We start from the raw sequence: 26,011 nt of genomic DNA, 5'->3' as shown, positions 1-26,011 counted from the left end.
TACCCCCCACCGAGGAAGGCCACGCATGAGCGCGCCCGGAAGCAAGCCCACCATCAAGCAGCAGCGCGCTGCCGAACGCGAACGCAAGCTCGAGGAGTTCCGCAAGCGCGAGTCGCGCATGAAGCGCAACCGCCTCATCGCGATCTGGGGTTCGGTGGGCGCGGGCGTGGTGATCGTCGGGCTGGTGGCCGCGTCGATCGTGCTCGCGCCGCGGAGCCCGTCCTACACGGCCGGCGGCGAGGGCGCCGAGATCGAGGGCGTCGCGACGTTCGAGAACAGCTCCGCCCACGTCGAGACCCCCGTGGACTACGAGCAGACCCCGCCCGCCGGCGGCGAGCACCACCCGTACTGGCTGAACTGCGGCGTCTACGAGGAGCCGGTCCCGAACGAGTACGCGGTGCACTCGCAGGAGCACGGTGCGATCTGGGTGACCTACGACGCCGACGCGCTCACGGACGACGAGCTGTCGACCCTGCGCTCGGTGCTGCCGTCGACGTACGTCATCCTGTCGCCGTTCGACGGACTGCCCGCCCCGATCGTCCTCAGCGGCTGGAACGTCCAGCTCGAGGTCGACGAGGCCGACGACCCGCGCATCGCGGAGTTCGTCGAGGAGTACTGGCAGAGCAGCGACGTCCCCGAGCCCGGCGCATCGTGCACCGGCGCGATCGACGCCCCGGGCAAGGTGTCGTGACGCCTGACGAGGACGCCGTCACCCGCGACCACGACCCGCACGCCGGGGCCGGCCGGCGCGGGATCGGCCGGTGGGCCGTCGTCGTCGCGGCCGCCGTCGCCGTGGTCGCGGTCGCCGCCGTGTCGTTCTCGATCGGCCGGCTCTCGACGATCGGCGAGGAGCCGCCGGCGAACGCGAGCGCCGAGGCGGGCTTCGCCCGCGACATGCAGGTGCACCACCAGCAGGGCGTCGAGCTCGCGATGATCGTCCGCGACGCGACCGACGACCCCGACGTGCGCCTGCTCGCCTACGACCAGGCGACGGCGCAGGCGCAGCAGTCCGGCCAGATGTACGGGTGGCTCGAGGAGTGGGGGCTCCCCCAGGCCGGACCCGAGCCCTCGATGACCTGGATGACCCGGCCCGAGCTCGACGGCAGCACGCATGGCGCGCACGGGTCGGGCGAGTCCGCCCACCGCCCCGGCGAGCCCATGCCGGGCCTCGCGACCCCCGCCGAGGTCGCGGAGCTGCGCGAGCTCGAGGGCGTCGAGGCCGAACGACGCTTCCTCGAGCTGATGATCGCCCACCACGGCGGTGCGGTCGAGATGGCGGATGCCGCGCTCGCGCGCTCCACGTACCCCGTCGTCGTCTCGCTCGCCGAGTCGATCGCGTCGAGCCAGCAGGCCGAGATCGACCTCATGGAGCGGATGCTCGCCGAGCGTTCGTAGCGCGCCGCCGACGCGCCCCGGTCGGGTGCGCGGTCGGGTGCGCGGTCGGGTGCGCGGTCAGGACGTCGCGGCCGCGGGCTGTTCGGCCTGCTGGCGGGACAACGAGGCGTACACCCCGCCGCGTGCGATGAGCTCCGCGTGCGTGCCGCGCTCGGCGATCCGCCCGGCCACGACCACGAAGATGACGTCGGCGGAGACGATCGTCGAGAGCCGATGTGCGATCGCGATCGTGGTGCGCCCGCGCGAGGCGTCGTCGAGCGCGGACTGCACGACCCGCTCGCTGATCGTGTCGAGCGCGCTCGTGGCCTCGTCGAGCACGAGCACCGGCGGATCCTTCAGCAGCACCCGGGCGATCGCGATGCGCTGCTTCTCACCGCCCGAGAGGCGGTACCCGCGCTCGCCGACGACGGTGTCGTACCCGTCCGGGAACGAGGCGATCGTCTCGTGGATGTTCGCGGCGCGCGCCGCGGCCTCGACCTCGGCATCGGTCGCCTCGGGCTTGGCGTAGCGCAGGTTCTCGGCGATCGACGCGTGGAAGAGGTAGGTCTCCTGGCTCACGATGCCGATGCTCGACACGAGCGACTCCTGGGTGAGTTCGCGGACGTCGGCGCCGGCGAACCGCACCGTGCCGCTCGTCGCCTCGTAGAGCCGCGGCACGAGGTACGACACGGTCGTCTTGCCCGCCCCGCTCGGGCCCACGAACGCCGCGTACTGTCCGGGCTCGATCGTGAACGACACGTCGTCGAGCGTCGGCCGCCCGTCGTCGTCGGCGTCGGGGTAGCGGAACGAGACGCGGTCGAACTCGACCCGGCCGACGAGCGGCCGCCCTGCGGCATCCGCCCCCGTGGGGACCGGACGCGCATCGGGTGCGTCGGTGATCGTCGGCCGCAGGTCGAGGTACTCGAAGATGCGCGCGAACAGCGCCCCCGAGGTCTGCAGGTCGAGCGCGACCCGCATGAGCGCCATCATCGGGAACAGCAGCCTCGCCTGCACGGTCGTGAACGCCACGATCGTGCCGGCGGTGATGTCGGTCGTGCCGGCCTGGAGCAGCCACCCCGCGACGAGGTAGACGATCGCGGGGATCGCCGACATGAAGATGCCGACCATCGCGAAGAACCACTGCCCCGTCATGGCCTGGCGCACCTGCAGGTGGATCTGGTTGCCGTTCTCGTCGCCGTACCGCTCGATCTCGCTGCGCTGCCGCGTGAAGCTCTTCGAGAGCAGGATGCCCGAGACCGACAGCGTCTCCTGCGTGATCGCGGTCATCTCCGAAAGCGACTCCTGCGTCTTCGCGGCGATGCGCGCGCGCACCTGCCCCACGCGACGCTGCGCGAAGACGATGACCGGGAGCAGCACGACCGCGATGATCGTGAGCTGCCAGTTCAGCAGCAGCATGGCCACGAACGCCGAGATCACGGTGACGGTGTTGCCCAGCACGCTCGAGACGGTGTTGGTCAGAACGGATGCCACGCCGCCGACGTCGTTCTGCAACCGCGACTGGATCACGCCCGTCTTCGTACGGGTGAAGAAGCTCAGCTCCATCTGCTGGAGGTGGGAGAACATGCGCACGCGCAGCGCACCCATCACCTTGTTGCCGACGTTCGCGGTCAGCCAGGCCTGCCACACGCCGAGGAGCGAGGAGACGACGTACACGCCCAGCATGATCGAGACGATCCCGGTGAGCACGGGCAGGTCCGGTCCGGTCACCTGCCCGTCGGCGCCGACGGGGAACAGCCCGTCGTCGAACGCGCGCTCGGTCAGCAGCGGGGGGATGACGCTCAGCGCGGCGCCCACGAGCACGAGCACGACCGTGACGACGAGCGCCGCACGGTGCGGTGCGAACAGTTCGGCGATGCGCCGCATCAGGTGCGGGATCTTCGGCGCCGCGGCGTTCTCGGCGCGCTGCGCGTCTTCGTCGGCGCCGCTGATCCGGGTCCGCGGCTTGCCCATGCGGCCGGTCTGGCCGCCCGGGGTGCTCGCGTGCATGCTCATGCACACGAGCCTAGGCCGACCGTGCGACCGTGCCGCCTACCGCTGCGACCCCGCCAGGAGCGCCTGCACGAAGTACCGCTGGAACGCGAAGAACACCACGAGCGGCAGGATCATCGACAGGAACGCACCCGACGAGAGCACGTCGAGGTTCGCGCCGAACTGCCGCAGCTGGCTCTGGATCGCGACGGTCAACGGTTGCGACTGCGAGTTGGTGAAGATCAGCGCGACGAGCATGTCGTTCCACGTCCAGAGGAACTGGAAGATCGCGAGCGACGCGATCGCGGGCCCGCCGAGCGGCAGCACGACCCGCGCGAAGATCCGCCACTCGCTCGCACCGTCGATGCGGGCCGCCTCGAGCAGTTCGGAGGGGATCTGCGTGAAGAAGTTGCGCATGAGGAAGATGGCGAACGGGAGCCCGAACGCGGTGTGGAAGAGGATGACGCCGAACACCGTGCCGAAGATGCCGAGTTCGCCGAACAGCCGGGCGAGCGGGATGAACGCGACCTGCAACGGGACGGCCAGGAGCACGATGACGGCGATCAGCAGCCAGTCACGGGAGGGGAAGTCGATCCAGGCGAATGCGTACCCCGCGAGCGAGCCGATCACCGCCACGGCGATCGTGGTCGGCACGACGATGACGATCGTGTTCCAGAGCGAGCCCATGATGGTCGGGTTCTGGATGAGGTTCGCGTAGTTCTCGAGCGTGAGCTGCGCGGGGGCGGTGAACACCGTCCACCAGCCCGACGACGCGCTGTCGGCCGACGACCGGAACGACGTGATGAACAGGCCGATGCTCGGCACCAGCCAGAACACCGCGACGAGGATGAGCAGGACGTTGACGAACGCGTTGCCGAAGAAGCCGAGGATCCGCTGGGCGAACGTCTTCTCGCCCCGCACGATCGAGAGGTCGGTGCCGGTCATCGCTCCCGCTCCTTCCGGAAGCGCCGGGCGTTGATGATCATCGTCGGCAGCACGAGGACGAGCAGGAGGATCGCGAGCGCGCTCCCGAGGCCGGCATCGTTCCCGCCGCCGAACGAGACCGTCCACATCTCGACGGCGATCACGTTCGCCGCGGGTTTGGATGCGCCGGGCGGGATCACGTACACGAGGTCGAAGATCTTCAGCACGTTGATGATGAGCGTCACGAACACGACCATCAGGACCGGAGAAAGCAGCGGTGCGGTGATCCGCGTGAACACCTGCCACTCGGTCGCGCCGTCCACGCGTGCGGCCTCCTGGAGCGACCGGTCCATCGCCGAGAGGCCCGACGCGATCATGACCATCGCGAACCCGGCCCAGATCCAGATGTACGACATGATCACCACGACGTTGATCAGCGATGCGCTGAGCCACGACACGCCCTGGGCGCCCTCGTCGAAGTTGGATGCCGGGAGTGCGACGGTGTACGCACCGGGAGACAGCCCCGCGATGGCGTACCGGCCGGCCCCGTCGGTCTCGGCCGAACCGGCGATCGAGCCGTCGTCGGCGACCGCATCGACCCGGATGCCGGGCAGCCCCACCTCGCTCTCGTCGATCTCGCCGTTGACCCCGCCGCCGCCGCGCACCACGTCGAGCCAGACCGTCCCCGTGATCTCATCCGCTCCGGGCGCCGCGGGCGCTTCGGCCTGGACCGCGTCGGCGGGCAGGTCGTCCGAGCGGATGCCGACCAGCGGGACGGCCTGCTCGGAGCCGGCATCCGTCGCCTGCTCGCCGGAGATGATGCCGCCCTCGGAGGCCAGGCCCGCATCCTGACGCGGGCTCGCGCCCGGATACGCGGCATCGTCTGCGCTGAACGCGTTCTGCACGCCGACGATCGCGGCGTTGACCACGCCGATGTTCGGGTTCTCGTCGAACATGCTCCGGAAGATCACGCCCGCGGCGAGCATCGAGATCGCCATCGGCATGAAGACGATGAGCTTGAACGCGGTCGACCACGTGATGCGTTCGAGCAGGACCGCGAACATCAGGCCGAGCACGGTGCACGTGATGGGGGCGACGACCACCCAGATGATGTTGTTGCGGATGGCGGTGAACGTCGAGTCGTTCGTGAACATCGTCACGTAGTTGTCCCAGCCGACGAACTCGCCGCCCGCGGCGCTGAACAGCGACCGGATGGCCGTGTAGACGATCGGGTAGATGACGAGCGCGCCGAGCAGGATCGCGGAGGGCAGCAGGAAGAAGAGAATGGTGCCGAACTTCCGCAGGCGCATCCTCGACCCCGGGGAGCGGCGCGGACGCACCGCACCGCTCCCCGCCGTGTCGACCTCGATCGGAGTCGTGGCCGTCCCGGACATCACGTGCCCCGCTCAGCGGTTCAGGATCCGTACGCCGCGACGGCTGCGTCCTCGAGTTCCTGCTGCGTGCCCGCGATGTCCGACGGATCCTCCAGGAAGGAGATCATGATCTGCCAGAACCCCTGTCCCGGGGTTCCGCCGAACGCGCTCGGCGTGAGGTCGGACATGTCGAAGCGGAACTCCTCCGCGTCGACGAGTGCCTCGGCGACCTGCCGCGAGATGTCGTCCGGATAGACCGAGACGTCGACCCCCTGGTTCGGCGAGGTGAGGCCGCCGTTCGGGATCCAGATCTCGGCCGCTGCCGGCGACGCGAGGTACTGCATGAGGGCGTCGGTCGCCTCGTCGTCGACGAACGCGACCGCGACGTCGCCGCCGCCGACGACCGCCGGCGCGGAGTCGTTCACGGCCGGGAAGTCGTAGAACAGCGCGTTCTCACCGACGGTCGAACTGCCGTCCTCGGCGATGTTGCCCGCGACGAAGTCGCCCTCGTAGACGGTGCCGGCGTCGGGGTCCGCCCCGAACACCGCGGTCACGGTCTCGGGGAAGGTCCGCTGCGCGGCGCCGGGCTGCATGAGCGCGTCGTCGCCCCAGAGGGTTGCGAGCACCTCGAGCGCCTCGGCGACCGACGGGTCGGTCCACGGGATCTCGTGGTTCGTGAGCTGGTCGTACATGTCGCCGCCCGCGGTGCGGAGGTAGACGTTCTCGAACCAGTCGGTGAGCGGCCACCCGACGTCGGCGCCGACCGAGATGCCGGCGTAGCCGGAGTCGGAGACGACCTGGAGCTGCTCGAGGAATCCGTCCCAGTCCTCGGGCACGGTGGCCCCGGCCTGGTCGTAGATATCGGCGTTGTACCAGACGGTCGACTTGTTCGATGCCTTGAACCAGACGCCGTAGGCCTCGCCGTCCACCGAGCCGAGGTCGATCCAGCTCTGCGAGTAGTTCTCCTCGACCGCGGAGAGGGCGTCGTCCGACAGCGGGATCAGGACCCCGTCGGCGGCGAACTGCTGCATGAGCGCGGGTTGCGCGAGCACGGCCACGTTCGGCGGGCTTCCGCCCTCGACCTGGCCGCCGAGCACGGTCGCCGCGTTGTCGCCGAAGCTCGAGTAGTTCACGGTCGCGCCGGTCTGCGATTCGAACTCGGCGAGCACCGCCTCGAAGTTCTCCTGTTCGGCGCCCGACCAGGCTGCGGAGACCTCGAGCGTCTCGCCCGAGAAGTCGCCCTCGACGACTGCGTCGCCGTCGTCGTCGCCGCCCTGGGTGCAGGCGGTCAGCGCGAGCGCGGCGATGCCCGTCACTGCGAGGGCGCGGAGTTTCCGGATGCTGCGTGTGGATGTCATCTGTCCTCCTTGGCATGCGATGCGTTCGCAGGCGCAGAGACGCCGCGAACGTCCTGAGGATCCGGTGTTCCCACGCTATGCCGGTCGGTAACCGGATTCAACCGGTGTCGCATCACGAATGCATCCCGAAACGACGGATGCCCCGTGGCTCATGAGCCACGGGGCATCCGTGTGTTCAGGTGACGCAGGTCACCTCAAGTCGCGAGCGCCGGAACGGCGCACGGATTACTTGAGGGTGACGGTCGCGCCGGCCTCCTCGAGGGCGGCCTTCGCCTTGTCGGCGGTCTCCTTGTTCGCGCCCTCGAGCACGGCCTTGGGAGCACCGTCGACGACGGCCTTGGCCTCGCCGAGGCCGAGCGAGGTGAGCTCGCGGACGACCTTGATGACCTGGATCTTCTTGTCGCCGGCAGCCTCGAGGACGACGTCGAAGGAGTCCTTCTCCTCGACCTCTTCGGCAGCGGCGCCGCCGCCTGCGGCAGCGGGGCCGGCAACGGCGACGGGGGCGGCCGCGGTGACCTCGAAGGTCTCCTCGAACGCCTTGACGAACTCCGAGAGCTCGATGAGGGTCAGGCCCTTGAACTGCTCGAGCAGCTCCTCAGTGGACAGCTTCGCCATGATTCTTCTCCTTAGATTTCCTGGGTACTCACCGCTTGGCAGGCTCGCGCCTACGCAGCGGACTCCTGCTTCTCACGCAGCGCGTCGACCGTGCGAACGGCCTTCGACAGCGGTGCGTTGAACAGATATGCGGCTCCGAACAGCGAGGCCTTGAAGGCACCGGCGAGCTTCGCCAGCAGCACTTCGCGGGACTCGAGGTCGGCGAGCTTGCCTACCTCTTCGGCGGTCAGGGGCTTGCCATCGAAGTAGCCGCCCTTGACCACGAGGAGGGGGTTCGCCTTGGCGAAGTCGCGCAGAGCCTTCGCGACGGCGACGGGGTCGCCGTGCACGAACGCGATCGCCGACGGACCCTTGAGGTCCTCGTCGAACGCGGTGATCCCGGCGTTGTTCGCCGCGATCTTGGTCAGCGTGTTCTTCACCACGGCGTAGCTCGCGTCCTCACGGATGGACGTGCGCAGCTGCTTGAGCTGGGCAACCGTGAGGCCGCGGTATTCAGTCAGCAGAACGGCGGTCGAGCTCTCGAACAGGTTCGTGAGTTCGGCAACCGAGGCTTCCTTGTTCGCCATGGCCACTCCTTGTGTCTTCTGCATGCACCGCGGTGGCGATGCACGGCCTCGGAGCGCTGGCGCGATCTCATGGGAAAGAAAAAGAGCTCCTGCGCAGTTGCGCGGAGCTCGGCCCGGATCGAACCGGGAAGTCTTCGTCACACCTGCGCGGGCCCCTGCGTTCACAGGACTTCGGTCATGTTCGCACGCGAACACGACGACCAGCGGTCTTCGGCTCAGACCAAGATAACGGATGCCGCGGGGATCGCGAAATCGCCTGGCCCGAATGGTTGACGAGCATCCAAAGTTGACAGATTGCAACCATCTACCTACGGTTGATCCTTGTCAACTTTCTTGGAGGACTCCCACCCGTGACCGCCGTCGCTCAGCACCCGTCGCCCGAGGCATCCGCTCGCACGCCCCGCGAGGTCTTCGTCGCGCTCTCCGGGCTCATCGTCACGATGTTCGTCGCCGTGCTCTCGAGCACGGTCGTCTCGACGTCGATGCCGCGCATCATCGCCGACCTCGGCGGCGACCAGACCGCCTACACGTGGGTGCTGACCTCGACGATGCTCGCGACCGCGGTCTCCACGCCGATCTGGGGCAAGCTCGCCGACCTCGTGAACCGCAAGGCGCTGATCCAGCTCTCCATCGCGCTCTTCGTGATCGGCTCGGCGATCGCCGGGTTCGCACAGGACACGACCATGCTCATCGCGGTCCGGATCGTGCAGGGCATCGGCGCGGGTGGGCTCATGTCGCTGGTCATGATCATCGTCGCGCTCATCATCTCGCCGCGCGAACGCGGCAAGTACATGGGCGTGGTCGGCGGCATCATGGCCGTCGCGACCATCGGCGGCCCGCTGCTCGGCGGCGTGATCACCGACGCGTGGGGCTGGCGCGCCAACTTCTTCATCCCGGTGCCGCTCGCGATCGTCGCACTCGTGCTGATCCAGCTCACCCTGCACCTGCCGAAGCTGCCCCAGCGCCGCGTGAAGATCGACTACGTCGGGGCCGCGTTCCTCGTCGTCGGCGTCTCGCTGCTGCTCATCTGGGTCTCGCTCGGCGGCGACCAGTTCGCCTGGGACTCCGCGCTCGCCTACGCCCTCATCGGCGTCTCGGCCGCCGCGCTCATCGGGTTCGTCATCACCGAGTTCCTCGTCGCCGAGCCGATCGTGCCGATGTCGCTGTTCGCCAACCGCACGTTCACCCTCGCCGTCATCGCTTCCCTCGCGATCGGCGTCGCGATGTTCGCGACCAGCGTCTTCCTGGCGCAGTACTTCCAGCTGGCGCGCGGCGCGACCCCGACCGAGTCGGGCCTCATGACCATCCCGATGATCGTCGGCCAGATGGGCGCGTCGATCCTCATCGGCGCGCTCATCAGCCGGTTCGGCAGGTGGAAGGGGTTCATGGTCCTCGGCGCGCTCCTGACGCTCGCGGGCACGATCCTCATGACGACGCTGACCTACGACACCGACTTCGCCCTGGTGAGCGTGTACATGTTCACCCTGGGCGCCGGGCTCGGCATGGTCATGCAGAACCTCACCCTCGTCGTGCAGAACGACACCCCCGTCTCGCAACTGGGCGCGGCCTCCTCGAACGTCAACTTCTTCCGCTCGATCGCCGGCACCATCGGCGTGACGATCATGGGCTCGCAGCTCGCCTCGCGCGTCACCGCCCACACCGCCGACGGCTTCGCCGACTTCACGCCGACGACCCCGGACGAGGTCGAGGCGCTGCAGGGGCTCGCTGGCGGCGCCGTGCCGAACGTGCACGACCTGCCGGCCTCCATCCGCGTGATCATCGAGAGCGCGTACGGCCAGGGCATCGCCGAGGTCTTCTGGATCGCGGTCCCCCTCGCCGTGCTCTCCCTCGCCGCGATCGCCTTCCTGCCCAACCGGCCGCTCTCCACGAAGACCGCCGCGCAGACCCTCGCCGAGGAGGCCGAAGAGGTCGCGATCGACCTGGCGGACGCCGAGGCCGCGGCCGGCGTGCCGTCCGCCGCCGTGATCACCCGCGGCTCCGAGGACCGACCGGCACGTCGATAGCATGGCCGTCATGACCGCCGACCCCGCCCTCGACGCCGCCATCGCGTCGGTCGAGGAGCAGTTCGCCGTGGTCTTCACCCGGGCACGGGTCGTCTGGGCGGAATCGGCGAAGCTCGTGCATCCCGACCTGCAACCGGCCGGGTACAAGCTGCTGAGCACGATCGTGCGTTCGGGCACGACGAATGCGCACGTGCTCGCCGAGCACCTCGACATGGACAAGAGCGCGGTCAGCAGGCAGGTCCGCCAGCTCGAGCAGCTGGGCCTGGTCGAGAGCCGCGCCGACGAGCGCGACGGCCGGGCACGCGTCCTCGCGCCGACCCCGCTCGCCCGCGAACGGGTCGCCGAGGTCCGCGCCGCGAACCAGGCTCGCCTCCGCGGAGCCCTGCGCGATCGTCCGGTCGAGGAATTGCGCATCCTCGCGGACGTCCTTCGCATCGTCGGCGAGAGCTGAATCCCCGAGGTCAGTGCCCTCCCCGATGCCGAGTCGGCGCATCAGGCGCAGCCTGAGGCTGCAATCGGCATCGAGCCCTCCTCGAATGCGGGCGGGCCATCGCCGCAGAGGGAAGGAATGACGACATGACCACCTCCGACGTCGACGGCGGGATCCCCATGGGCCCCACCGGTCGACAGATCATCACGTTCGCCCCCGTCGAAGCGGATGCCGCCGCGCGCGAGCTCCGCGACGTCGCCGGCATGGAGCGCAGCATGTCGCGCGGCCTCGGGGACGACCCGGCCGCGGCGACATCCGGTGACATGTACCTCGACCTGCTCAACGTCGCCGTGGTCGACGGCGACGGCGATCAGATCGGGGCGCTCTCACGGGCCGTGGACGATCCGTCCAGTCCGATCATCGCGATCGAACCTGAGGTGTGGGTCCACCCGCTCGACACCATCGACGCGGTCGACGCTCCGTCGACCTTCGCCGACGACGAGTCGGACGGCTCCGCCGATGACGACGAGGTCGACGCGGCGCAGACCTACGCCGACACCGCCACCTTCACGTGGGGGCTCCAGGCCGTGCGCGCCATCCCGCCGATCCTCGCGACCGCACCGTGGTCGGGGACCGGCATGCGGGTCGCCGTGCTCGACACGGGCATCGACCTCGGGCACCCCGACTTCGCCGGCCGCGTCGTCGCGAGCCAGTCGTTCATCTCCGGTCAGGCGGTCCACGACGGGCACTCGCACGGAACGCACTGCGCGGGCACCGCAGCGGGGCCGAAGGTTCCGTCGGGAACCCAGCGCAGGTACGGCGTCGCCTACGGGGCGCGCCTGGTCGTCGGCAAGGTGCTGAGCGATCAGGGCAGCGGCTCGAGCGGCGGCATCCTCGCCGGCATCCAGTGGGCCATCCAACAGGGCGCCCAGGTGATCTCGATGTCGCTGGGCTCGCGCGTGCAGCTCGGCCAGACCTACTTCACCTACTACGAGCAGGCCGGGCAGGCCGCGCTCAACGCGGGATCGCTGATCGTGGCCGCCGCCGGCAACGACGGCGCGACCTTCCCGGTGAGCGCTCCGGCCAACAGCCCGTCGATCCTCGCGGTCGCGGCGCTCGACCAGGCGCTCATGCGCGCGCCGTTCTCGTGCCGCGGCCTGAACGGCAACGGCGGCGAGGTGAACATCGCCGCACCCGGCGTCGCGACGTACTCGTCCGTCCCGGTCGCCAAGGGCTCGTACGGCGTGAAGTCCGGCACGAGCATGGCGACGCCGCACGTCGCCGGGATCGCGGCGACGCTCGCCCAGAAGACCGGCCTGCGCGGCCGCGACCTCTGGCGCGAACTCGTCCGGACCGCGGTCGCGCTGCCGCAGCCCGCGGTCGACGTCGGGGCCGGCCTCGCCGTCGTGCCCACGCGCCGCCGCCCGATCTGGGACTACCGGCCGGTGCCGTGGCGTCCCGGACCGATCATCGATCCCGGCGAGCTCGACCCGATCCCGGTCCCGAAGGACCGTCGATGACCCCGTCGGATCAACCGGACCGACCGCGGACCGGGGGCGCCCGATCAGGCGCCCCCGGCCCCGGCGGCCCGCGGCGCGTGCACGTGTCGGTCGGCGACCGGGTGCTCGCCGACGCCGTGTCCGACCTCGAGGCGGCCGGCCTCGAAGTCGACGAGGTCCTCGACGTCATCGGCGTCGTGACCGGCCGCGCCGCCGAGGACACGATCGAGCGGATGTCCCGGGTCCGCGGAGTCACGGTCGAACCCGAGGCCGACGTGCAGCTGCCACCACCCGACGCCCCGGTTCAGTGACCCCGCGCGAGCGGCAGGTCGAGGGTGAACACGGTCCTGCCCGGGGCGCTCTCGACCGCCACCGTGCCGCCGTGCGCCTCGACGACGCCCTTGACGATGGCGAGGCCCAGCCCGGTGCTGCCCGCCCGGCGCGAGCGCGACGCGTCGCCGCGCACGAACCGTTCGAACAGCGACGCGCGCACCCCCTCGTCGATTCCGGGGCCGTCGTCGGCGACGGTGATCCGCGCTCGCTCCGCACCGCCGTCCGCCGCGGTCGGAACGGAGAGCCCCACCACCACCTCCGTGCCTTCCGGCGTGTGCACCCGCGCGTTCGCGAGCAGGTTCGCGACCGCCTGGTGGAGCCGGCTCGCATCCCCGTCCACGACGACCTCGGAAGCCGGCGCGTCGACCCGCCACGAATGATCCGGTGAGGCGACCTGGGCGTCGCCGACCGCATCGGCCACGAGACGCCCGAGGTCGACGGGGTCGCGGCGCACTTCCCTGCCCTCATCGAGCCGGGCGAGCAGCAGCAGGTCCTCGACGAGCTCCGTCATCCGCTTGGACTCCGACTCGATCCGCTCGAACGCGTGCACCACGTCGGCCGGGAGCTGCCCGCCGTGCAGGCGCGTCAGCTCGGCGTACCCGCGGATCGAGGCGAGCGGCGTGCGCAGTTCGTGGCTCGCATCGGCGACGAAGCGTCGCACCTTCTGCTCGCTGCGCTCGCGTGCCGAGAGCGCGGATGCCACATGCTCGAGCATCCGGTTGAAGGAGGTGCCGAGCCGGCCGACCTCGGTTCCGTCGTCGACGGCGGGGACCCGCTCGCCGAGCGCGACGTCGCCCCGATCCAGCGGGAGCTCCGACACGCGGCGTGCGGTCGCGGTCACCTCCGACAGCGGGCTGAGCGCACGCCGCACGACGATCGAGCCGATGCCGAGCGCGAGGAGCAGGCCGCCGGCGGCGACGATCGCGACGGTCAGTGCGAGCTGGGCGGTCTGGGCGTTCACGTCGGCGAGCGGAAGTGCGAGCACCCCGCGCAGTTGCGAGTCCGTGTCCACGGCGATCGCGCGGTAGGGCCCGAGAGCGCCGGCATCGACCGTGTGCGGGCGCGAGTCCGCAGGGACGGATGAGAGCGCGCGAAGGGCGGACCGGTCCGCCTCCAGGAGTTCACCGAGCTCCGAGATGTACCCGCCGACGGTCGTGTCGCCCGCGATGAGGACCCCGAGCGTTCCCACGGGCTGGCCCGGCACGCTCAGGAACTCGAGGACGGTCGAACGCGGGTCGGTCGGCACACCGGACGGCGCCACGTCCGCCGCACGTGCGGCCGCGGCCCGGAGGCTGGCGTCGAGGCGTTCGACCGACGTCGAATGGAACACGAGCACGGTGACCACGCCGATGACGACGCTCACCGCGACGAGCAGGACCGTGAGGATCGCCAGGAGCCGCCGGTGCAACGACCACGGCCGCCGACCGACGTCCGGCGCGGCATCCGCCATCGGTTCGCCTGCCGGCGACGCCGAGTGGGCGAGCGCATCGCGCCGCGCGGCCGCGGCGTGGCCGGGGTCGCCGGGGTGCGTCATCCGACGGCCTTCAGCATGTAGCCCGCACCGCGCACCGTGTGGATCATGGGCTCGCGGCCCGCGTCGATCTTCTTGCGCAGGTACGAGATGTAGAGCTCGACGACCGACTCCTTGCCGCCGAAGTCGTAGTTCCAGACGCGGTCGAGGATCTGCGCCTTCGACAGCACGCGGCGGGGATTGCGCATGAGGAAGCGGAGCAGTTCGAACTCGGTCGCGGTGAGCTCGATCGGGGTGCCGTCGCGCTCGACCTCGTACGAGTCCTCGTCGAGCGAGAGGTCGCCGACCCGCAGCACCGGGTCCTTCGCCTGGCCGAGCGTGAGCGTGGAGCGGCGGATGAGCCCGCGCAGGCGCGCCACGACCTCCTCGAGGCTGAACGGCTTCGTGACGTAGTCGTCACCGCCGGCGGTGAGCCCCGCGATGCGGTCGTCGAGCGAGTCCTTGGCGGTGAGGAACAGCACGGGCGTCTCGGTGCCGTCGGCCCGCACGCGCTGGAGCACCTCGAGCCCGTCGATGTCGGGCAGCATGATGTCGAGCACGATCGCGTCGGGGCGGAACTCGCGCGCGGCCCGCACCGCGCCGAGGCCGTCGGCGGCGGTCCGCACCTCCCACCCCTCGTAGCGCAGGGCCATCCTGAGCAGGTCGGTGAGCGAGTTCTCGTCGTCGACGACGAGGACGCGCACGGCGCTGCCGTCGGCCTTGGCGATCTGCGGACGGTGCGCGGTGCCCGGCTCGGTCGAGGTGCCCATGCTTTCGAGTATGCGCGCGCTCCTGTGCGATTCCTATGACGCAAGCGGATGCCGCCTGTGACCGGCCCCGGCCGCAGGCGCCGCCCGCCGCGCGTCGCACGTCGCACGTCGCCCGCCGATCGCGTGCCCGCTCTGCGCCACTTGCCGTGCCGTGCGCCAGTTCGAGTGGCGCACCGCGCTCGAAGTGGCGCAGAGTGCGGGGGCGGACTGGCGCAGAGCGCGCGAAGTGGCGCAGAGCGCGCGTGCGCGAGCCCGAGCGAGCGGGAGCGCCTCGGCGCCTACTGGTTGGAGAACGCGGCGTCGAACGACGCGGTCGGCCGCGGCCAGATGAGCGAGCGCACGTACTCGAGCGCCTGCGGGCCGCCGTGCAGGCGGTCCATGCCGGCGTCCTCCCACTCGACCGAGATCGGACCCGTGTACCCGATCGCGTCGAGCGCGCGGAACGCGTCCTCCCACGGCACGTCGCCGTGCCCGGTCGAGACGAAGTCCCAGCCGCGGCGCGGGTCGCCCCACGGCAGGTGGGAGCCGAGGATGCCGCTGCGACCGGATGCCGGGCGGATGCGCGTGTCCTTGCAGTCGACGTGGTAGATCCGGTCCTGGAAGTCCCAGATGAAGCCGACCGGGTCGACGCCCTGCCACATCATGTGGCTCGGGTCCCAGTTGAAGCCGAACGCCGGGCGGCGGTCGATCGCCTCGAGCGTGCGCACGCTCGTCCAGTGGTCGTACGCGATCTCGGACGGGTGCACCTCGTGCGCGAAGCGCACGCCCTCGTCGTCGAACACGTCGAGGATGGGGTTCCACCGGGTCGCGAAGTCCTCGTAGCCCGCGTCGATCACCGACGCCGGCACGGGCGGGAACATCGCCACGTACTGCCAGATCTTCGAGCCCGTGAAGCCGACGACCGTGTCGACGCCGAGCTTGCGCGCGACGCGCGCCGTGCGCTTCATGTCCTCCGCGGCACGCTGCCGCACGCCCTCGGCGTCACCGTCGCCCCAGGTGGACGGGCGCACGATCGCCTGGTGCCGGAAGTCGATCGGGTCGTCGCACACGGCCTGGCCGGTGAGGTGGTTCGAGATCGCGTAGACCTTCAGGTCGTAGCGCCTCAGGAGCTCCAGCTTCTCCTTCAGGTAGCCCGGCTCCTCGTCGGCGAGCTCGGTGTCGAGGTGGTCGCCCGAGCACGCGATCTCGAGGCCGTCGTAGCCCCACTCGGAGGCCAGCCGCGCGACCTCCTCGAACGGCAGGTCGGCCCACTGGCCGGTGAAGAGGGTGACGGGGTGTGCCCGGTGCGTGGGTTCGGTCATCTCGGCATCCGTTCCTGTTCGAGTGCGGTGAGGTGGCGGAGGCTGCGCTCTGCGAGCGCGTCCTGCGATGCGGCGAGCGGACGCCACACCGACGCCGCGACCGCGATGGTGGCGTTCTCTCCCGTGAAGCTCTCGACGCCGAGCACGTCGGCGTACCCGACGTCGTCGAGGGCGTCGAGGAATGCCGGCCAGTCGATGTGGTCGTCCCCGACGGCGCCGCGGTCGTTGCCGCACACCTGCACGTGAGCGAGGTGCGGGCCGGCGAGGCGGATGGCATCCCCGATGGACCGTTCCTCGATGTTCAGGTGGTAGCTGTCGAGCGCGAGCCCGAGCCCCGGCCCGAGCAGCGGCTCGAGCGCGTCGAGCGCCTGTTCGACCGTGTTGAGGAGGCTCGTCTCGTACCGGTTGAGCGGTTCGATCGCGATCCGGATGCCGCGATCGACCGCCTGCCGCACGACGGGCGCGAGCGCGGCCCGCAGTTCGGCCACGCGGTCGCCGCGTTCCGCGTCGTCCATGCGCCAGGCCCGGCCGGTCGCGGCCGTGAACGGACCGGCGACCACCCGGGCGCCGACGACCTCTGCCGCCCGGATGCACTGCACGAGGTAGTTCTGGGTCGCGACGACCTCGGATCCCGGCGCGGCGACGAGGTTGCGCCCGGGCCCCATCGCGCCGATCACGACCGGAGCGAGCCGATGCTCCGCGAGCACCTCGGCCGCGTGCTCGGGCGACCAGTCGCCCGGGGACTCGACGGGCAGTTCGATCGCGCCGAATCCCATCCCGGCGGCCTTCGCCGCGAGCGCGGGCAGGTTCTCATCGGTGAGCGGCGACGCCCACACCCAGGTGTTGACGCCGATCGTGCGCGTCATGCGCCCTCCTCGTCGCGTTCGTCCGCCCGGGTCGGCCCCGGGCGGAGGTGTTCGGGCCGTGTCGGCGGGGCGGGACGCCGGTGACCGCGCCCGCCCCGCCTCACGTGGATCACGGGATGACGCGATCCTCCCAGACCTGCGGGTAGCCGGGCAGGTCCTCGCCGCCGAACTTGGCGTAGTGACCGTCGGGCATGTTCTCGTTGAGCGCGAGGTACTCGTCGACCTCGCCCGCGGTGATGGGCGCCTGCGGGAGGACCCACTCCGAGGGCACCTGCTCGCCGGCGAAGATCATCTGCGCCGCGAGCAGCGGGGTGCGCCACTGGAAGTTCGAGTACACCGGCGCGAGTCCGGTCAGCCCGGTGTCCTTCCACTTGCGCAGGAAGCTCATCTCGTCCTCGCCGGTCATGACGGGGTAGTCGACCCCGGCGTCCTCGAACGCCTCGATCGCGGCGACGGCGCCGTCGCCGGCATCCATCCAGACGCCGTCGACGTCGCCCTTGGCCAGCTCGTCCGAGATGATCTTCTTGATCTCGGCCGGGTCGGCGCCGGTGAAGTAGTCCACCGCGTCGATACCCGCCTCGTCGAACAGCTTCTCGGCCGCGGCCCAGCGCTGTTCGAGCACGTCCACGCCGGGCAGGATGCGCAGCGCGACGACCTTGGCACCCTCGTCGAGCTCGTCGATGAGGAACTCGGCGGTGTCGATGCCCCACGCGAAGCCGCCGATCGGGTGGATGAAGGTCACGGGGCAGTCGGTCTGCACACCGCGGTCGAACACGACCACGGGCTTGCCCGTGTCGCACGCGCGCTCCACCGCGGGCGTCATCGCCGCCGTCGAGTTCGGCGAGATGATGAACACGTCGCAGTCGCCCTCGTTGATGAAGTAGTCGATGTCGGCGATCTGCGTGTCATCGGAGTCCTGGGCGTCTCGGGTCTCCATCTCGGAGATGACGCCCTGCTCCTGCAGGACCTTCAACTGCTCGTTCATCGTGATCCAGCCGGTCTGCCGCCACGGGTTCGAGATCGAGGCGTTCGCGAAGCAGGCCTTCTTCGCCCCGTCGCTCGCGTACTCGGCCGTGTCGACCATCTCCGGATTGATCATCTGCAGCCACGGCTGGTCGTCCGGGCCCTCCGGTGCGACGCCGCGCTCGGCGTCCTGCTTGTCGAAGAGCGCCTGGTCGAACCACTCGACGCTCTCCTCGGTCTCGGCGGCGTCCTCCGTCGGAGCGGTCACGCTCGGATCGGTGGTGCAGCCGGTCAGCGCGATCAACGCGAGCGCGCCGACCATGGCGGATGCCACAGGAATCCTGCGTCGCATCACGAACCTCCCTTGGTGTCGTTGTCTGCCCTCGGTGTCGAGGGAATCGGTGATGCAGGGTGATGAGCGGATGCCGAGGCATCCGTCTCCTCCGCCGCGGGCGTCGATGCCCGTGGTGAAGCTTCCGGTCCGCGGCCGCGACGGCGGCTGCGGAAGGTGACGGCCGAGTAGGCGACGGCGAGGATGATGATCGCGCCCTGGACGGCGTCGCGGTACGTCGACGGCACGCCGGCGAAGTTCAGCAGTGTGAACAGCGCCTCGAGTGCGAAGGCGCCCGCGACGGCGCCGACGACCCATCCCCTGCCGCCGCCGAGCACGACGCCGCCGAGCACGACCGCGGTGATCGCGATGAACTCGTACCCGCGCCCGACGCTGGGGTGCACGCCGGCGTATCCGACGAGGATGACCCCGGCGAGCGTCGCGGACAGCGATGACAGCACGAAGGTCGTGATCTTGACCCGGTCGGCGCGCATGCCGGAGTAGCGCGCCGTCGTCGGGTTGTCGCCGAGTGCGATGACGCTCCGCCCGAACGGGCGCTTGGAGGCCCAGATCGCGGCGGCGAGCACGGCCGCGAGCACGACGACCGACCAGGGCAGGATGTCGATGATCGGGAGGTCGCGGATGCCGCCCCTGCCGATCTCGCGGAACGAGTCCGCGGGGTTGCCGGTGGCGGCGCCGCCGGTCCAGTACAGCACGCCGCCGAGCAGCGCGAGCATCATCCCGAGGGTGGCGATGAAGCTCGGTACGCGGAGGTAGGCGACCACGAGCCCGTTCACGAGTCCGATCGCGGCGCCGAACACGAGCATGAGGGCGAGCACGGGGATCGACCGGCTGCCGTCCTGGCCGATGAGGTTGCCCGCGATCACGACCTGCGCGGTGACGACCGAGCCCATCGAGAGGTCGAACTCGCCGCCGACGATGACGAAGTACTGCCCGATGGCGACGATCGCGACCGGGGCGACGCGCTGGATGAACCGCATCAGCTGCCCGGGCTCGGCGAACGACGGGTTCAGCGCCGTGATCGCGAACAGCAGGACCGCGAGGAGCAGGAACACGGCTCCCCTGGGGCTGACCAGGGTCCGCGCGAAGTCGCCGATGCGGGCGAGCGCGTTCGGGGCGTCGACGTTCGCGGTCATGCGCGCACCTCCTCGGGGTCGGGTCGGACCGGTTCGGCGCTCCGGCTCCCGCCGAAGCGGGGGCGCCGCTGCTCGGTGGTGCGCGCGGTGTAGACCGCGACGGCGGCGACGATGACGATGCCGCGCACGACGTCCTTCAGGAAGGGGTTGACCTGCATGACGCTCATGACGTTGTCGAGGACGGCGAAGATCGCCACGCCGCCGATCGTGCCCCAGACCGAGCCTCTGCCGCCGAGCAGGTACGTGCCGCCGAGTACGACGGCCGCGATCGAGAGCAGGTCGTACCCGCCCTGGGTTCCGACGGTCGGGCTTCCGACGCCCAGCCGGCTCGCGAGCAGCAGGCCGGCGAGCGCGGCCGCGACCGAGCACAGCATGTGGGCGACGAGCACGGGCCTGGCGGTGCGGATGCCGCTGAACCTCGCCACCTGCTCGTTTCCGCCGACCGCGTAGATGTGGTTGCCCGTGCGCGTGCGGGTGAGGAAGAACCACGCCGCGAGGGCGACGGCCAGCATGAGGATCGTGGACAACGGAATCGGGCCGATGCCGGTGGCGCCGATGAGCTGGAAGGACCACGGCACGCTTCCGCTGGTGCCCTTGTAGTTCGAGTCGAGGTAGCCCTTGATGATGAGTCCGACGCCGAGCGTGGCGATGAAGCCGTTGACGCGGAGCTTGGTCACGATCAGCCCGTTGCCGAGGCCGATGAGGGCCGCGACGCCGATCGCGGCGAGGACTCCGGCGGCCACGTTGCCGTCGGACCCGCGCATGAGGTCCGCGGCGATCAGGCTCGACAGGCTCACGACGTACGGGACGGAGAGGTCGAGCGACCCGCAGAGGACGACGAGGGTCTGGCCGATGGCGACGAACCCGAGCACGCTCATGCCGGTGAGGATGTCGCGGATGTTGCCGGGGCTGAAGAAGTTGCGCCCGACGCTCGCGACGAGGATCGCGCCGACGACCACGACGACGAGCAGCGCGATGCCCACGATGAGGGAGGCGTCGAGCCTGCGGGCCCGGGTCGGTGCGGCGGCGGTCATCGGAGCTCTCCTTCCGCGGCTTCGTCGGCCCCGATGGCCGGCGCGAGGGTCCCCGTCGCGGCGGCGAGGATCGTCGCCTCGTCGCTGCGCGGCGGCAGTTCGTGCGAGGCGCGGCCGTCGTGCATGACGATGATGCGATCCGACATGCCGATGACCTCGGGCAGTTCGGAGGAGATCATGACGATCGCGACCCCGTCCTTCGCGAGCCTGCGCATGAGGGTGTAGACCGCGACCTTCGCGCCGACGTCGATGCCCCTGGTCGGTTCGTCGAAGAGCACGATGCGCGGGCCGGTCGCGAGCCACTTCGCGAGGACGACCTTCTGCTGGTTTCCGCCCGAGAGGTACTGCACCTCCTGGTCGGTGCCCCTCGAGACGACCTCGAGGCTCGTGAGCACTCCGGGCAGTTCGCGTCGCACCGTGCCGGTCCGGCGCGCGAACACCGACCTGATCACGAGCAGGGCGTTGTCGAGGATCGACTGGTTCAGTGCGAGCCCCTGCGCCTTGCGGTCCTCGGTGACGAGCGCGATGCCGAGCCGCACGGCCTGCCGCGCGGAGGTGACGCGGACCGGGCGGCCGTCGACGAGCATCCGACCGCGCGTGAACGGAGCGATGCCGAAGACGCCCTCCACCAGCTCGGTGCGACCCGAGCCCTGCAGGCCCGCGATGCCGACGATCTCGCCGGCGCGCAGTTCGAGGTCGACGCCGTCGACCTGGCCGTTGCCTGAGCCCTGCAGCACGAGTCGGGGTTCGCCGAACCCGGTTCCCGGTTCGCGCTCCGGGTAGTAGGCCGAGATCGGTCGGCCGACCATGCGGCGCACGAGTTCGTCGGTGTCGAGTTCCGAGGCGGGGCCGGTGGAGACCTGCACGCCGTCCTTGAGCACGGTGATGGTGTCGCACAGGTCGAAGATCTCCCGGAGCCGGTGGGAGACGTAGATGATCGCGACGCCGCGTTCGGACAGGCGCCGGACGATCGTGTAGAGCAGTTCGACCTCGTGGTCGGCCAGCGCCGCCGTGGGCTCGTCCATCTGGATGACGCGCGCGTCGGTCGAGAGCGCCTTGACGATCTCGACGACCTGCTGTTCGGCGACGGTGAGGGTGCGCACCGGCGCGTCGACGTCGAGCCCCCGGATGCCGAGATCGTCGAGCAGTTCGCGCGTGCGCCGGCGCATCGCGCCCCGGTCGACGAATCCGCGCCGGCGCGGTTCGCGGCCGAGGAACACGTTCTGCGCGATCGAGCGCTCGGGCAGCAGGTTGAACTCCTGGAAGACGGTCGCGAGTCCGGCGTGGGCGGCCTGGACGGGGTGGGTGAACGAGACCGGGCGGCCGCCGAGCAGGATCCGCCCCGCGTCGGCCTGGTGGACGCCCGCGAGGATCTTCATGACGGTCGACTTGCCCGCGCCGTTCTCGCCGACCAGTCCGTGGACCTCGCCCGGCCGGAGGGTCAGGCTGACGTCGTCGAGGACGGTCACGCCGAAGAACGACTTCCGCAGGCCCTCTGCGACGAGCACGGGCTCGCCGTCGAGGTCGCGCGCCGGCGCTCCGGTCATTCCGGCACCTCCGTCCACGTACCGAGGCGTGCCGAGGCCAGCACGGCCTCGGTCACGCGGACCGCCCGGAGCCCGTCGGCGAACCGCGGCAGCCCCTCGGGCTCGGCGCCGCCGATGGCCGCGTAGGCGTCGGCGACGAATCCGTTGAACGCGTCCTGGTAGCCCATCGGGTGTCCGGCCGGGACGAGCGCGAGCCGGGCCGCGTCGGGCGCGAGCCGTGCCCGGTCGCGCTCGACGACTTCGGACGAGTCCACGCGCCCGATCCAGAGCCGGCCCGGTCGTTCCTGCTCGAATCGGACACTCGCACGGGTGCCCGCGAGTTCGAGGGTGAGCCCGTTCTTGCGACCGGGTGCGACCTGCGAGACGAGGAGCGTTCCGACCGCGCCGCCGGAGAGTTCGACGAGCACGGCGACGAGGTCCTCGGTGGTGATCGCGTCGTGGCGGGCGCGTTCGGCGTACACGGTCCGGGTCTGCGCGCAGAGGCGGGTGATGCGATCGCCGCTGACGAACTCGACGAGGTCGACGAGGTGCGAGCCGATGTCGGCGAAGGCCCGCGACGGCCCGCCTGCCGCGGCATCCACTCTCCAGTCGTCGTCGCTCGGCGCGGCGAGCCAGTCCTGGAGGTACCGGCCGTCGACGCTCAGGAGCTCGCCCGCGTCGCCTCGGGCGACGCGCGCCCGCGCCTCCCGCACCATGGGATGGAACCGGTACACGAACGGCACCGCGGCGACGACCCCGCGCTCGGCCGCGAGGGCTGCGAGGGCTGCGGCGTCCGTCGCGTCGGTGGCGAGCGGCTTCTCGCAGACGACGTGCTTGCCCGCTTCGATCGCGGCACGCGCGAACTCGGCGTGCGTGTGGTTGGGCGTGCAGACGTGCACCACGTCGATCGACGGGTCGGCCATCAGGTCGTCGACCGTCGCGTGCGCCCGGTCGAGGCCCAGCCGCTCAGCGGTCTCGGCTGCGCGATCGCTCGTCGACGAGGTTCCCGCCGCGAGCTTCGCTCCGGCCGCCCTGGCCGCCCGGCTGTGCACGGCGGCCATGAAGCCGCCTCCGATGAATCCCGCACGGAGCGTGCGAGCCGGCGTGATGACGTCCGTTGTCATGTCGCACAGCATGACACACGATCGGCAACTTATGCCAGAGAAAAGTTAGAAGTCGCGGAAACCGTCTCGAGTCACGGCCGACTTCCGTGGCCCGTATGACACAATCGCCCCATGGCTGACAGAGGCGGGGACGGCGCTCGACCACACGTGAACGCGCTCGGATCGACCGCGATGAGCGACCTGTTCCAGATCCTGCGCGACGGCCGACCCCGCACCCGCAGCGAACTCGCGTCGATCACCGGACTCGCCCGGACCACCGTCGCGATGCGCATCGATGCGCTCACCGGCCTCGGACTGGTCGGCCCGGTCGGGGAGGCCGCGTCGACCGGGGGGCGCCCGTCCTCCCTCTTCGCGATCACCGCGAGCGACCGGTACGTCGCGGGCGTCGACATCGGCGCCTCGCACGTGCGCACGGCGCTCAGCGACATCACCGGCAACGTCCTCGAGGAGACGAACGCCGTCATCCCCGTCGCCGAGGGTCCGCGTGTCGTCCTCGACGCGGTGGTCGCGGTCACCCGCGAACTCATCGAGCGCGCCGGCCGCCGCCCCGAGGACCTCCTCGCGATCGGCGTCGGCGTGCCCGGGCCCGTCGAGTACCGCACCGGTCGCCCGATCAACCCGCCGATCATGCCCGGGTGGGACCGCTTCGACATCGCCGGCTGGATCCGCCAGGAGATCGACGTCCCCGTCCTGGTCGACAACGACGTCAACATCATGGCGCTCGGCGAGCGCGAGCGTGCGTGGCCCGACACCGACCACCTCCTGTTCGTCAAGGTCGCGACCGGCATCGGCGCCGGCGTCATCTCCGGCGGCTTCCTCCAGCGCGGCGCGCAGGGCACGGCGGGCGACATCGGCCACGTGTACGTCGCCCGCGGCGCCGACATCGCGTGCAATTGCGGCAACTTCGGATGCCTCGAGGCCCTGGCCTCGGGCAGCGCGCTCGCGCGCACGCTGTCGACCGACGGAATGCCCGCGTCGAACTCGCGTGATGTCGTCGACCTCGTCAAGAACGGCAACGTGCAGGCCATCCAGGCCGTGCGTCAGGCCGGACGCGACATCGGCGAGGTTCTCACGACCTGCCTGAGCCTGATGAACCCATCGGTCATCGTGCTCGGCGGCTCGATGGCCGAGGCCGGCGAGCACCTGATCGCGGGCGTCCGCGAGGTCGTCTACCGGCGATCCATGCCGCTCGCGACCGAGTCGCTGCACATCACGCTGTCCCAGACGGGAGCGGATGCCGCCGTGCTCGGCGCGAGCATGCTCGCGATCCACCATTCGCTCTCGCCCGCGAGCATCGAGGCGATGATCGCGCAGTCCGCGGGCGGTCCGCTGCGCGCAGTGAAGTAGCGCGCGAGGCAGCGCCGCGCGTCCGCCGGTGCCCGCCGCCGCGGGCGGCCGAGGGTACCGTTGACGGGTGACCGACACCCCCTTCGCGCTGTTCGACCTCGAATCGGTCGCCCCGCGCGTCGCGTCGGCGCTACGGCAGCCCACGCCGCCGCACGAGGCGCGCATCGTGGCCGACTCGGGCGACCGCGTCGCCTGGCTGCGGGCCCGCGCGCAGGGCGTCACGGCGACGGATGCCGCCAAGCTCGCCTCGGAGGCCTCGGTGCGCGCCGCGGCGAACGAAAAGCTCTACGACGGGCGTTCGCGCGGGTTCGGCGGCAGCCGGTACACCGACCACGGCCGTGAGCGCGAACCCGTGATCGCGAAGTGGGTGCACCGCGAGCACGGCATCTCGCCGTCGTCGCTGCTCTTCCACGCCGAGTCGGAGCGCCGGCACCTGGCCACGCCCGACGGGCTCGCGATCCGCGGAGGCGGCGCACTCGAGCTGTGCGAGATCAAGACGACCTCGAAGCCGTGGCGCGGCATCCCGCGCGGGTACCTGCGCCAGGTGTGGTGGCAGCAGTACGTGCTCGGCGCCGAGCGCACGCTCGTGGTGTGGGAACAGCACGACGGCTTCGTGCCGATCGGCGACCCGCAGTGCCGGTGGGTCGACCGCGACGAGGACCAGATCGCGCGGCTCGTGCGGCTCGCCGACCTCCTGCTCGACGCGATCCGCCCGGGCGCGGCCCGGCCCGAGCCGGTCGCGGCATCGGTCGATCGCTCGTTCTACCGCCCGGGGCCGCTCGCGTGAGCTTCGTGCTCCTGCACGGGCTCGGCGCGGATCGTCGCCAACCGCTGGAGCTGTTCGGCCCGGTGCTGGGGACCGGCACGGTCGTCGCGCCCGAGGTCCGGGCGCACGGCGGGTCCGAGGTGGTCGGTGCGCCCGAGGACTTCGCGCTGGGGCGCCTCGCGCGCGAGGTCGCCGCCGAGGTCGGTGCCGCACCCAGCGCCCGCGACGGCCGACCGCTCACGCTCGTCGGCGTCTCGATGGGTGCGGCCATCGCCCTGCGCATCGCGTCGGACGGGCTCCTGCCGGTCGAGCGGGCGGTCTTCGTGCGGCCCGCGTTCGACGACCGTTCCCTTCCTCCGCACCTGCACGCCTTCCCCGTGATCGGCGAGCTCCTGCGCGAGTCGGGCCCCGTGGCCGGCGCGCGTCGGTTCCTCGGCACCGAGCCGTACCGCCGTGTGGAGGCTGAGTCCCCCGCGGGCGCGCGCGGGCTGCTCGGACAGTTCGGGGCGGCGGATGCCGCGGCGCGCGCCATCCGTCTCGTCGAGATCCCACGCAACCGCGCGTTCCGCTCCGACGCCGAACTCGGCGCGCTCGCCGCCCGCGGGGTGCGTGCGCTCGTGGTCGGCGCACCGCGGGACCCCGTGCACCCGTTCGGCCTCGCCGAGCGGTGGGCGGGCGGGCTCGGTGCACCGTTGGCGCGCGTGCCGGCCCGCGACGACGGGCAGGCGCGCCAGACGGCAGCCCTGCGCGAGGCCGTCGGCGGATGGCTCGCCGCCGGTTGAGCGCATCCGCGCGATCGTGCCGGAGAATGGTCCGATGGGAGGCGAGCCG

The 26,011-nt window shown here is 70.9% G+C and carries 24 protein-coding genes; 9 read left to right on the top strand and 15 right to left on the bottom strand.

Annotation, left to right across the window (positions count from 1 at the left end):
* Window positions 1-25 precede the first annotated feature (25 nt).
* Both DSM26151_RS02635 and DSM26151_RS02630 read left to right on the top strand, forming a co-directional pair.
* Window positions 26-691 carry a DUF3105 domain-containing protein gene (locus DSM26151_RS02635; RefSeq protein ID WP_234660874.1) on the top strand — a complete coding sequence of 222 codons (666 nt, stop codon included), beginning with the start codon at window positions 26-28 and terminating at the stop codon, window positions 689-691.
* Entirely contained in the window at window positions 688-1,395 is a 708-nt protein-coding gene (locus DSM26151_RS02630) for a DUF305 domain-containing protein (RefSeq protein WP_234660873.1), read from the top strand. Before DSM26151_RS02635 ends, DSM26151_RS02630 begins: the two co-directional genes overlap by 4 nt.
* A 57-nt stretch (window positions 1,396-1,452) precedes the next feature.
* Here the strand turns inward: DSM26151_RS02630 and DSM26151_RS02625 are convergent, their stop codons facing one another.
* From DSM26151_RS02625 to rplJ, 6 genes are all read right to left on the bottom strand, one after another.
* Window positions 1,453-3,387: an ABC transporter ATP-binding protein gene (locus tag DSM26151_RS02625; RefSeq protein ID WP_407651008.1), complete on the bottom strand. Its 1,935-nt coding sequence runs from the start codon at window positions 3,385-3,387 to the stop codon at window positions 1,453-1,455.
* Between the two features lie 36 nt (window positions 3,388-3,423).
* The gene (locus DSM26151_RS02620; RefSeq protein WP_234660872.1) at window positions 3,424-4,308 is read right to left on the bottom strand and encodes a carbohydrate ABC transporter permease; all 885 of its coding nucleotides are present in this window, start codon (window positions 4,306-4,308) and stop codon (window positions 3,424-3,426) included.
* Window positions 4,305-5,597 carry an ABC transporter permease subunit gene (locus DSM26151_RS02615; protein ID WP_234660871.1) on the bottom strand — a complete coding sequence of 431 codons (1,293 nt, stop codon included), beginning with the start codon at window positions 5,595-5,597 and terminating at the stop codon, window positions 4,305-4,307. Before DSM26151_RS02615 ends, DSM26151_RS02620 begins: the two co-directional genes overlap by 4 nt.
* A 104-nt stretch (window positions 5,598-5,701) precedes the next feature.
* A complete protein-coding gene (locus tag DSM26151_RS02610; RefSeq protein ID WP_234660870.1) occupies window positions 5,702-7,018 on the bottom strand; it encodes an ABC transporter substrate-binding protein in 1,317 nt (438 codons plus the stop codon).
* 225 nt (window positions 7,019-7,243) lie between these two features.
* Window positions 7,244-7,633 (bottom strand): 50S ribosomal protein L7/L12, encoded by a 390-nt coding sequence (gene rplL, locus DSM26151_RS02605; protein WP_127792363.1) that lies wholly within the window; start codon window positions 7,631-7,633, stop codon window positions 7,244-7,246.
* 50 nt (window positions 7,634-7,683) lie between these two features.
* On the bottom strand, window positions 7,684-8,199 hold the full coding sequence (gene rplJ, locus DSM26151_RS02600; RefSeq protein ID WP_234660869.1) for a 50S ribosomal protein L10: 516 nt from the start codon (window positions 8,197-8,199) through the stop codon (window positions 7,684-7,686).
* Window positions 8,200-8,549: 350 nt separating this feature from the next.
* On the opposite strand from rplJ, the gene DSM26151_RS02595 reads away from it, so the two are divergent.
* The 4 genes from DSM26151_RS02595 to DSM26151_RS02580 all read left to right on the top strand — a co-directional run bounded on the left by DSM26151_RS02595 (window position 8,550) and on the right by DSM26151_RS02580 (window position 12,463).
* Window positions 8,550-10,223, top strand: coding sequence for an MDR family MFS transporter (locus tag DSM26151_RS02595; RefSeq protein WP_234660868.1), 1,674 nt, complete (start codon window positions 8,550-8,552; stop codon window positions 10,221-10,223).
* A 10-nt stretch (window positions 10,224-10,233) separates the two neighbouring features.
* The gene (locus DSM26151_RS02590; RefSeq protein WP_234660867.1) at window positions 10,234-10,674 is read left to right on the top strand and encodes a MarR family winged helix-turn-helix transcriptional regulator; all 441 of its coding nucleotides are present in this window, start codon (window positions 10,234-10,236) and stop codon (window positions 10,672-10,674) included.
* A gap of 125 nt (window positions 10,675-10,799) precedes the next feature.
* On the top strand, window positions 10,800-12,173 hold the full coding sequence (locus DSM26151_RS02585) for a S8 family serine peptidase (protein ID WP_234660866.1): 1,374 nt from the start codon (window positions 10,800-10,802) through the stop codon (window positions 12,171-12,173).
* Window positions 12,170-12,463: a hypothetical protein gene (locus DSM26151_RS02580; RefSeq protein ID WP_234660865.1), complete on the top strand. Its 294-nt coding sequence runs from the start codon at window positions 12,170-12,172 to the stop codon at window positions 12,461-12,463. The genes DSM26151_RS02585 and DSM26151_RS02580 overlap by 4 nt, the downstream gene beginning before the upstream one ends.
* Here the strand turns inward: DSM26151_RS02580 and DSM26151_RS02575 are convergent.
* From DSM26151_RS02575 to DSM26151_RS02535, 9 genes are all read right to left on the bottom strand, one after another.
* Window positions 12,457-14,019: a sensor histidine kinase gene (locus DSM26151_RS02575; RefSeq protein WP_234660864.1), complete on the bottom strand. Its 1,563-nt coding sequence runs from the start codon at window positions 14,017-14,019 to the stop codon at window positions 12,457-12,459. The genes DSM26151_RS02580 and DSM26151_RS02575 overlap by 7 nt on opposite strands.
* A complete protein-coding gene (locus DSM26151_RS02570; RefSeq protein WP_234660863.1) occupies window positions 14,016-14,765 on the bottom strand; it encodes a response regulator transcription factor in 750 nt (249 codons plus the stop codon). The genes DSM26151_RS02575 and DSM26151_RS02570 overlap by 4 nt, the downstream gene beginning before the upstream one ends.
* A 278-nt stretch (window positions 14,766-15,043) precedes the next feature.
* Window positions 15,044-16,066, bottom strand: coding sequence for a sugar phosphate isomerase/epimerase family protein (locus DSM26151_RS02565; RefSeq protein ID WP_234660862.1), 1,023 nt, complete (start codon window positions 16,064-16,066; stop codon window positions 15,044-15,046).
* Window positions 16,063-16,932 (bottom strand): sugar phosphate isomerase/epimerase family protein, encoded by an 870-nt coding sequence (locus tag DSM26151_RS02560; RefSeq protein ID WP_234660861.1) that lies wholly within the window; start codon window positions 16,930-16,932, stop codon window positions 16,063-16,065. Before DSM26151_RS02560 ends, DSM26151_RS02565 begins: the two co-directional genes overlap by 4 nt.
* Before the next feature lie 109 nt (window positions 16,933-17,041).
* Complete coding sequence (locus DSM26151_RS02555) at window positions 17,042-18,247, bottom strand: substrate-binding domain-containing protein (protein ID WP_234660860.1); 1,206 nt, start codon at window positions 18,245-18,247, stop codon at window positions 17,042-17,044.
* Window positions 18,247-19,383, bottom strand: coding sequence for an ABC transporter permease (locus DSM26151_RS02550; RefSeq protein WP_234660859.1), 1,137 nt, complete (start codon window positions 19,381-19,383; stop codon window positions 18,247-18,249). The genes DSM26151_RS02555 and DSM26151_RS02550 overlap by 1 nt, the downstream gene beginning before the upstream one ends.
* Window positions 19,380-20,417 carry an ABC transporter permease gene (locus tag DSM26151_RS02545; protein ID WP_234660858.1) on the bottom strand — a complete coding sequence of 346 codons (1,038 nt, stop codon included), beginning with the start codon at window positions 20,415-20,417 and terminating at the stop codon, window positions 19,380-19,382. The genes DSM26151_RS02550 and DSM26151_RS02545 overlap by 4 nt, the downstream gene beginning before the upstream one ends.
* The gene (locus tag DSM26151_RS02540) at window positions 20,414-21,964 is read right to left on the bottom strand and encodes a sugar ABC transporter ATP-binding protein (RefSeq protein ID WP_234660857.1); all 1,551 of its coding nucleotides are present in this window, start codon (window positions 21,962-21,964) and stop codon (window positions 20,414-20,416) included. The genes DSM26151_RS02545 and DSM26151_RS02540 overlap by 4 nt, the downstream gene beginning before the upstream one ends.
* Entirely contained in the window at window positions 21,961-23,067 is a 1,107-nt protein-coding gene (locus DSM26151_RS02535) for a Gfo/Idh/MocA family protein (RefSeq protein ID WP_234660856.1), read from the bottom strand. The genes DSM26151_RS02540 and DSM26151_RS02535 overlap by 4 nt, the downstream gene beginning before the upstream one ends.
* Window positions 23,068-23,178: 111 nt before the next feature.
* On the opposite strand from DSM26151_RS02535, the gene DSM26151_RS02530 reads away from it, so the two are divergent.
* The 3 genes from DSM26151_RS02530 (at window position 23,179) to DSM26151_RS02520 (ending at window position 25,962) form a co-directional block, all read left to right on the top strand.
* Window positions 23,179-24,414, top strand: a complete 1,236-nt coding sequence (locus DSM26151_RS02530; protein WP_407651007.1) for an ROK family transcriptional regulator — start codon at window positions 23,179-23,181, stop codon at window positions 24,412-24,414.
* A 67-nt stretch (window positions 24,415-24,481) separates the two neighbouring features.
* The gene (locus DSM26151_RS02525; RefSeq protein WP_407651006.1) at window positions 24,482-25,201 is read left to right on the top strand and encodes a YqaJ viral recombinase family protein; all 720 of its coding nucleotides are present in this window, start codon (window positions 24,482-24,484) and stop codon (window positions 25,199-25,201) included.
* Window positions 25,198-25,962 (top strand): alpha/beta fold hydrolase, encoded by a 765-nt coding sequence (locus DSM26151_RS02520; RefSeq protein WP_234660855.1) that lies wholly within the window; start codon window positions 25,198-25,200, stop codon window positions 25,960-25,962. Before DSM26151_RS02525 ends, DSM26151_RS02520 begins: the two co-directional genes overlap by 4 nt.
* The last annotated feature ends 49 nt before the right edge of the window (window positions 25,963-26,011 follow it).

The organism is Agromyces marinus (genome assembly GCF_021442325.1).
Lineage (GTDB): Bacteria > Actinomycetota > Actinomycetes > Actinomycetales > Microbacteriaceae > Agromyces > Agromyces marinus.
Note: the sequence above shows the minus strand (reverse complement) of the source record. Positions and strands in the feature narration are given on the sequence as shown.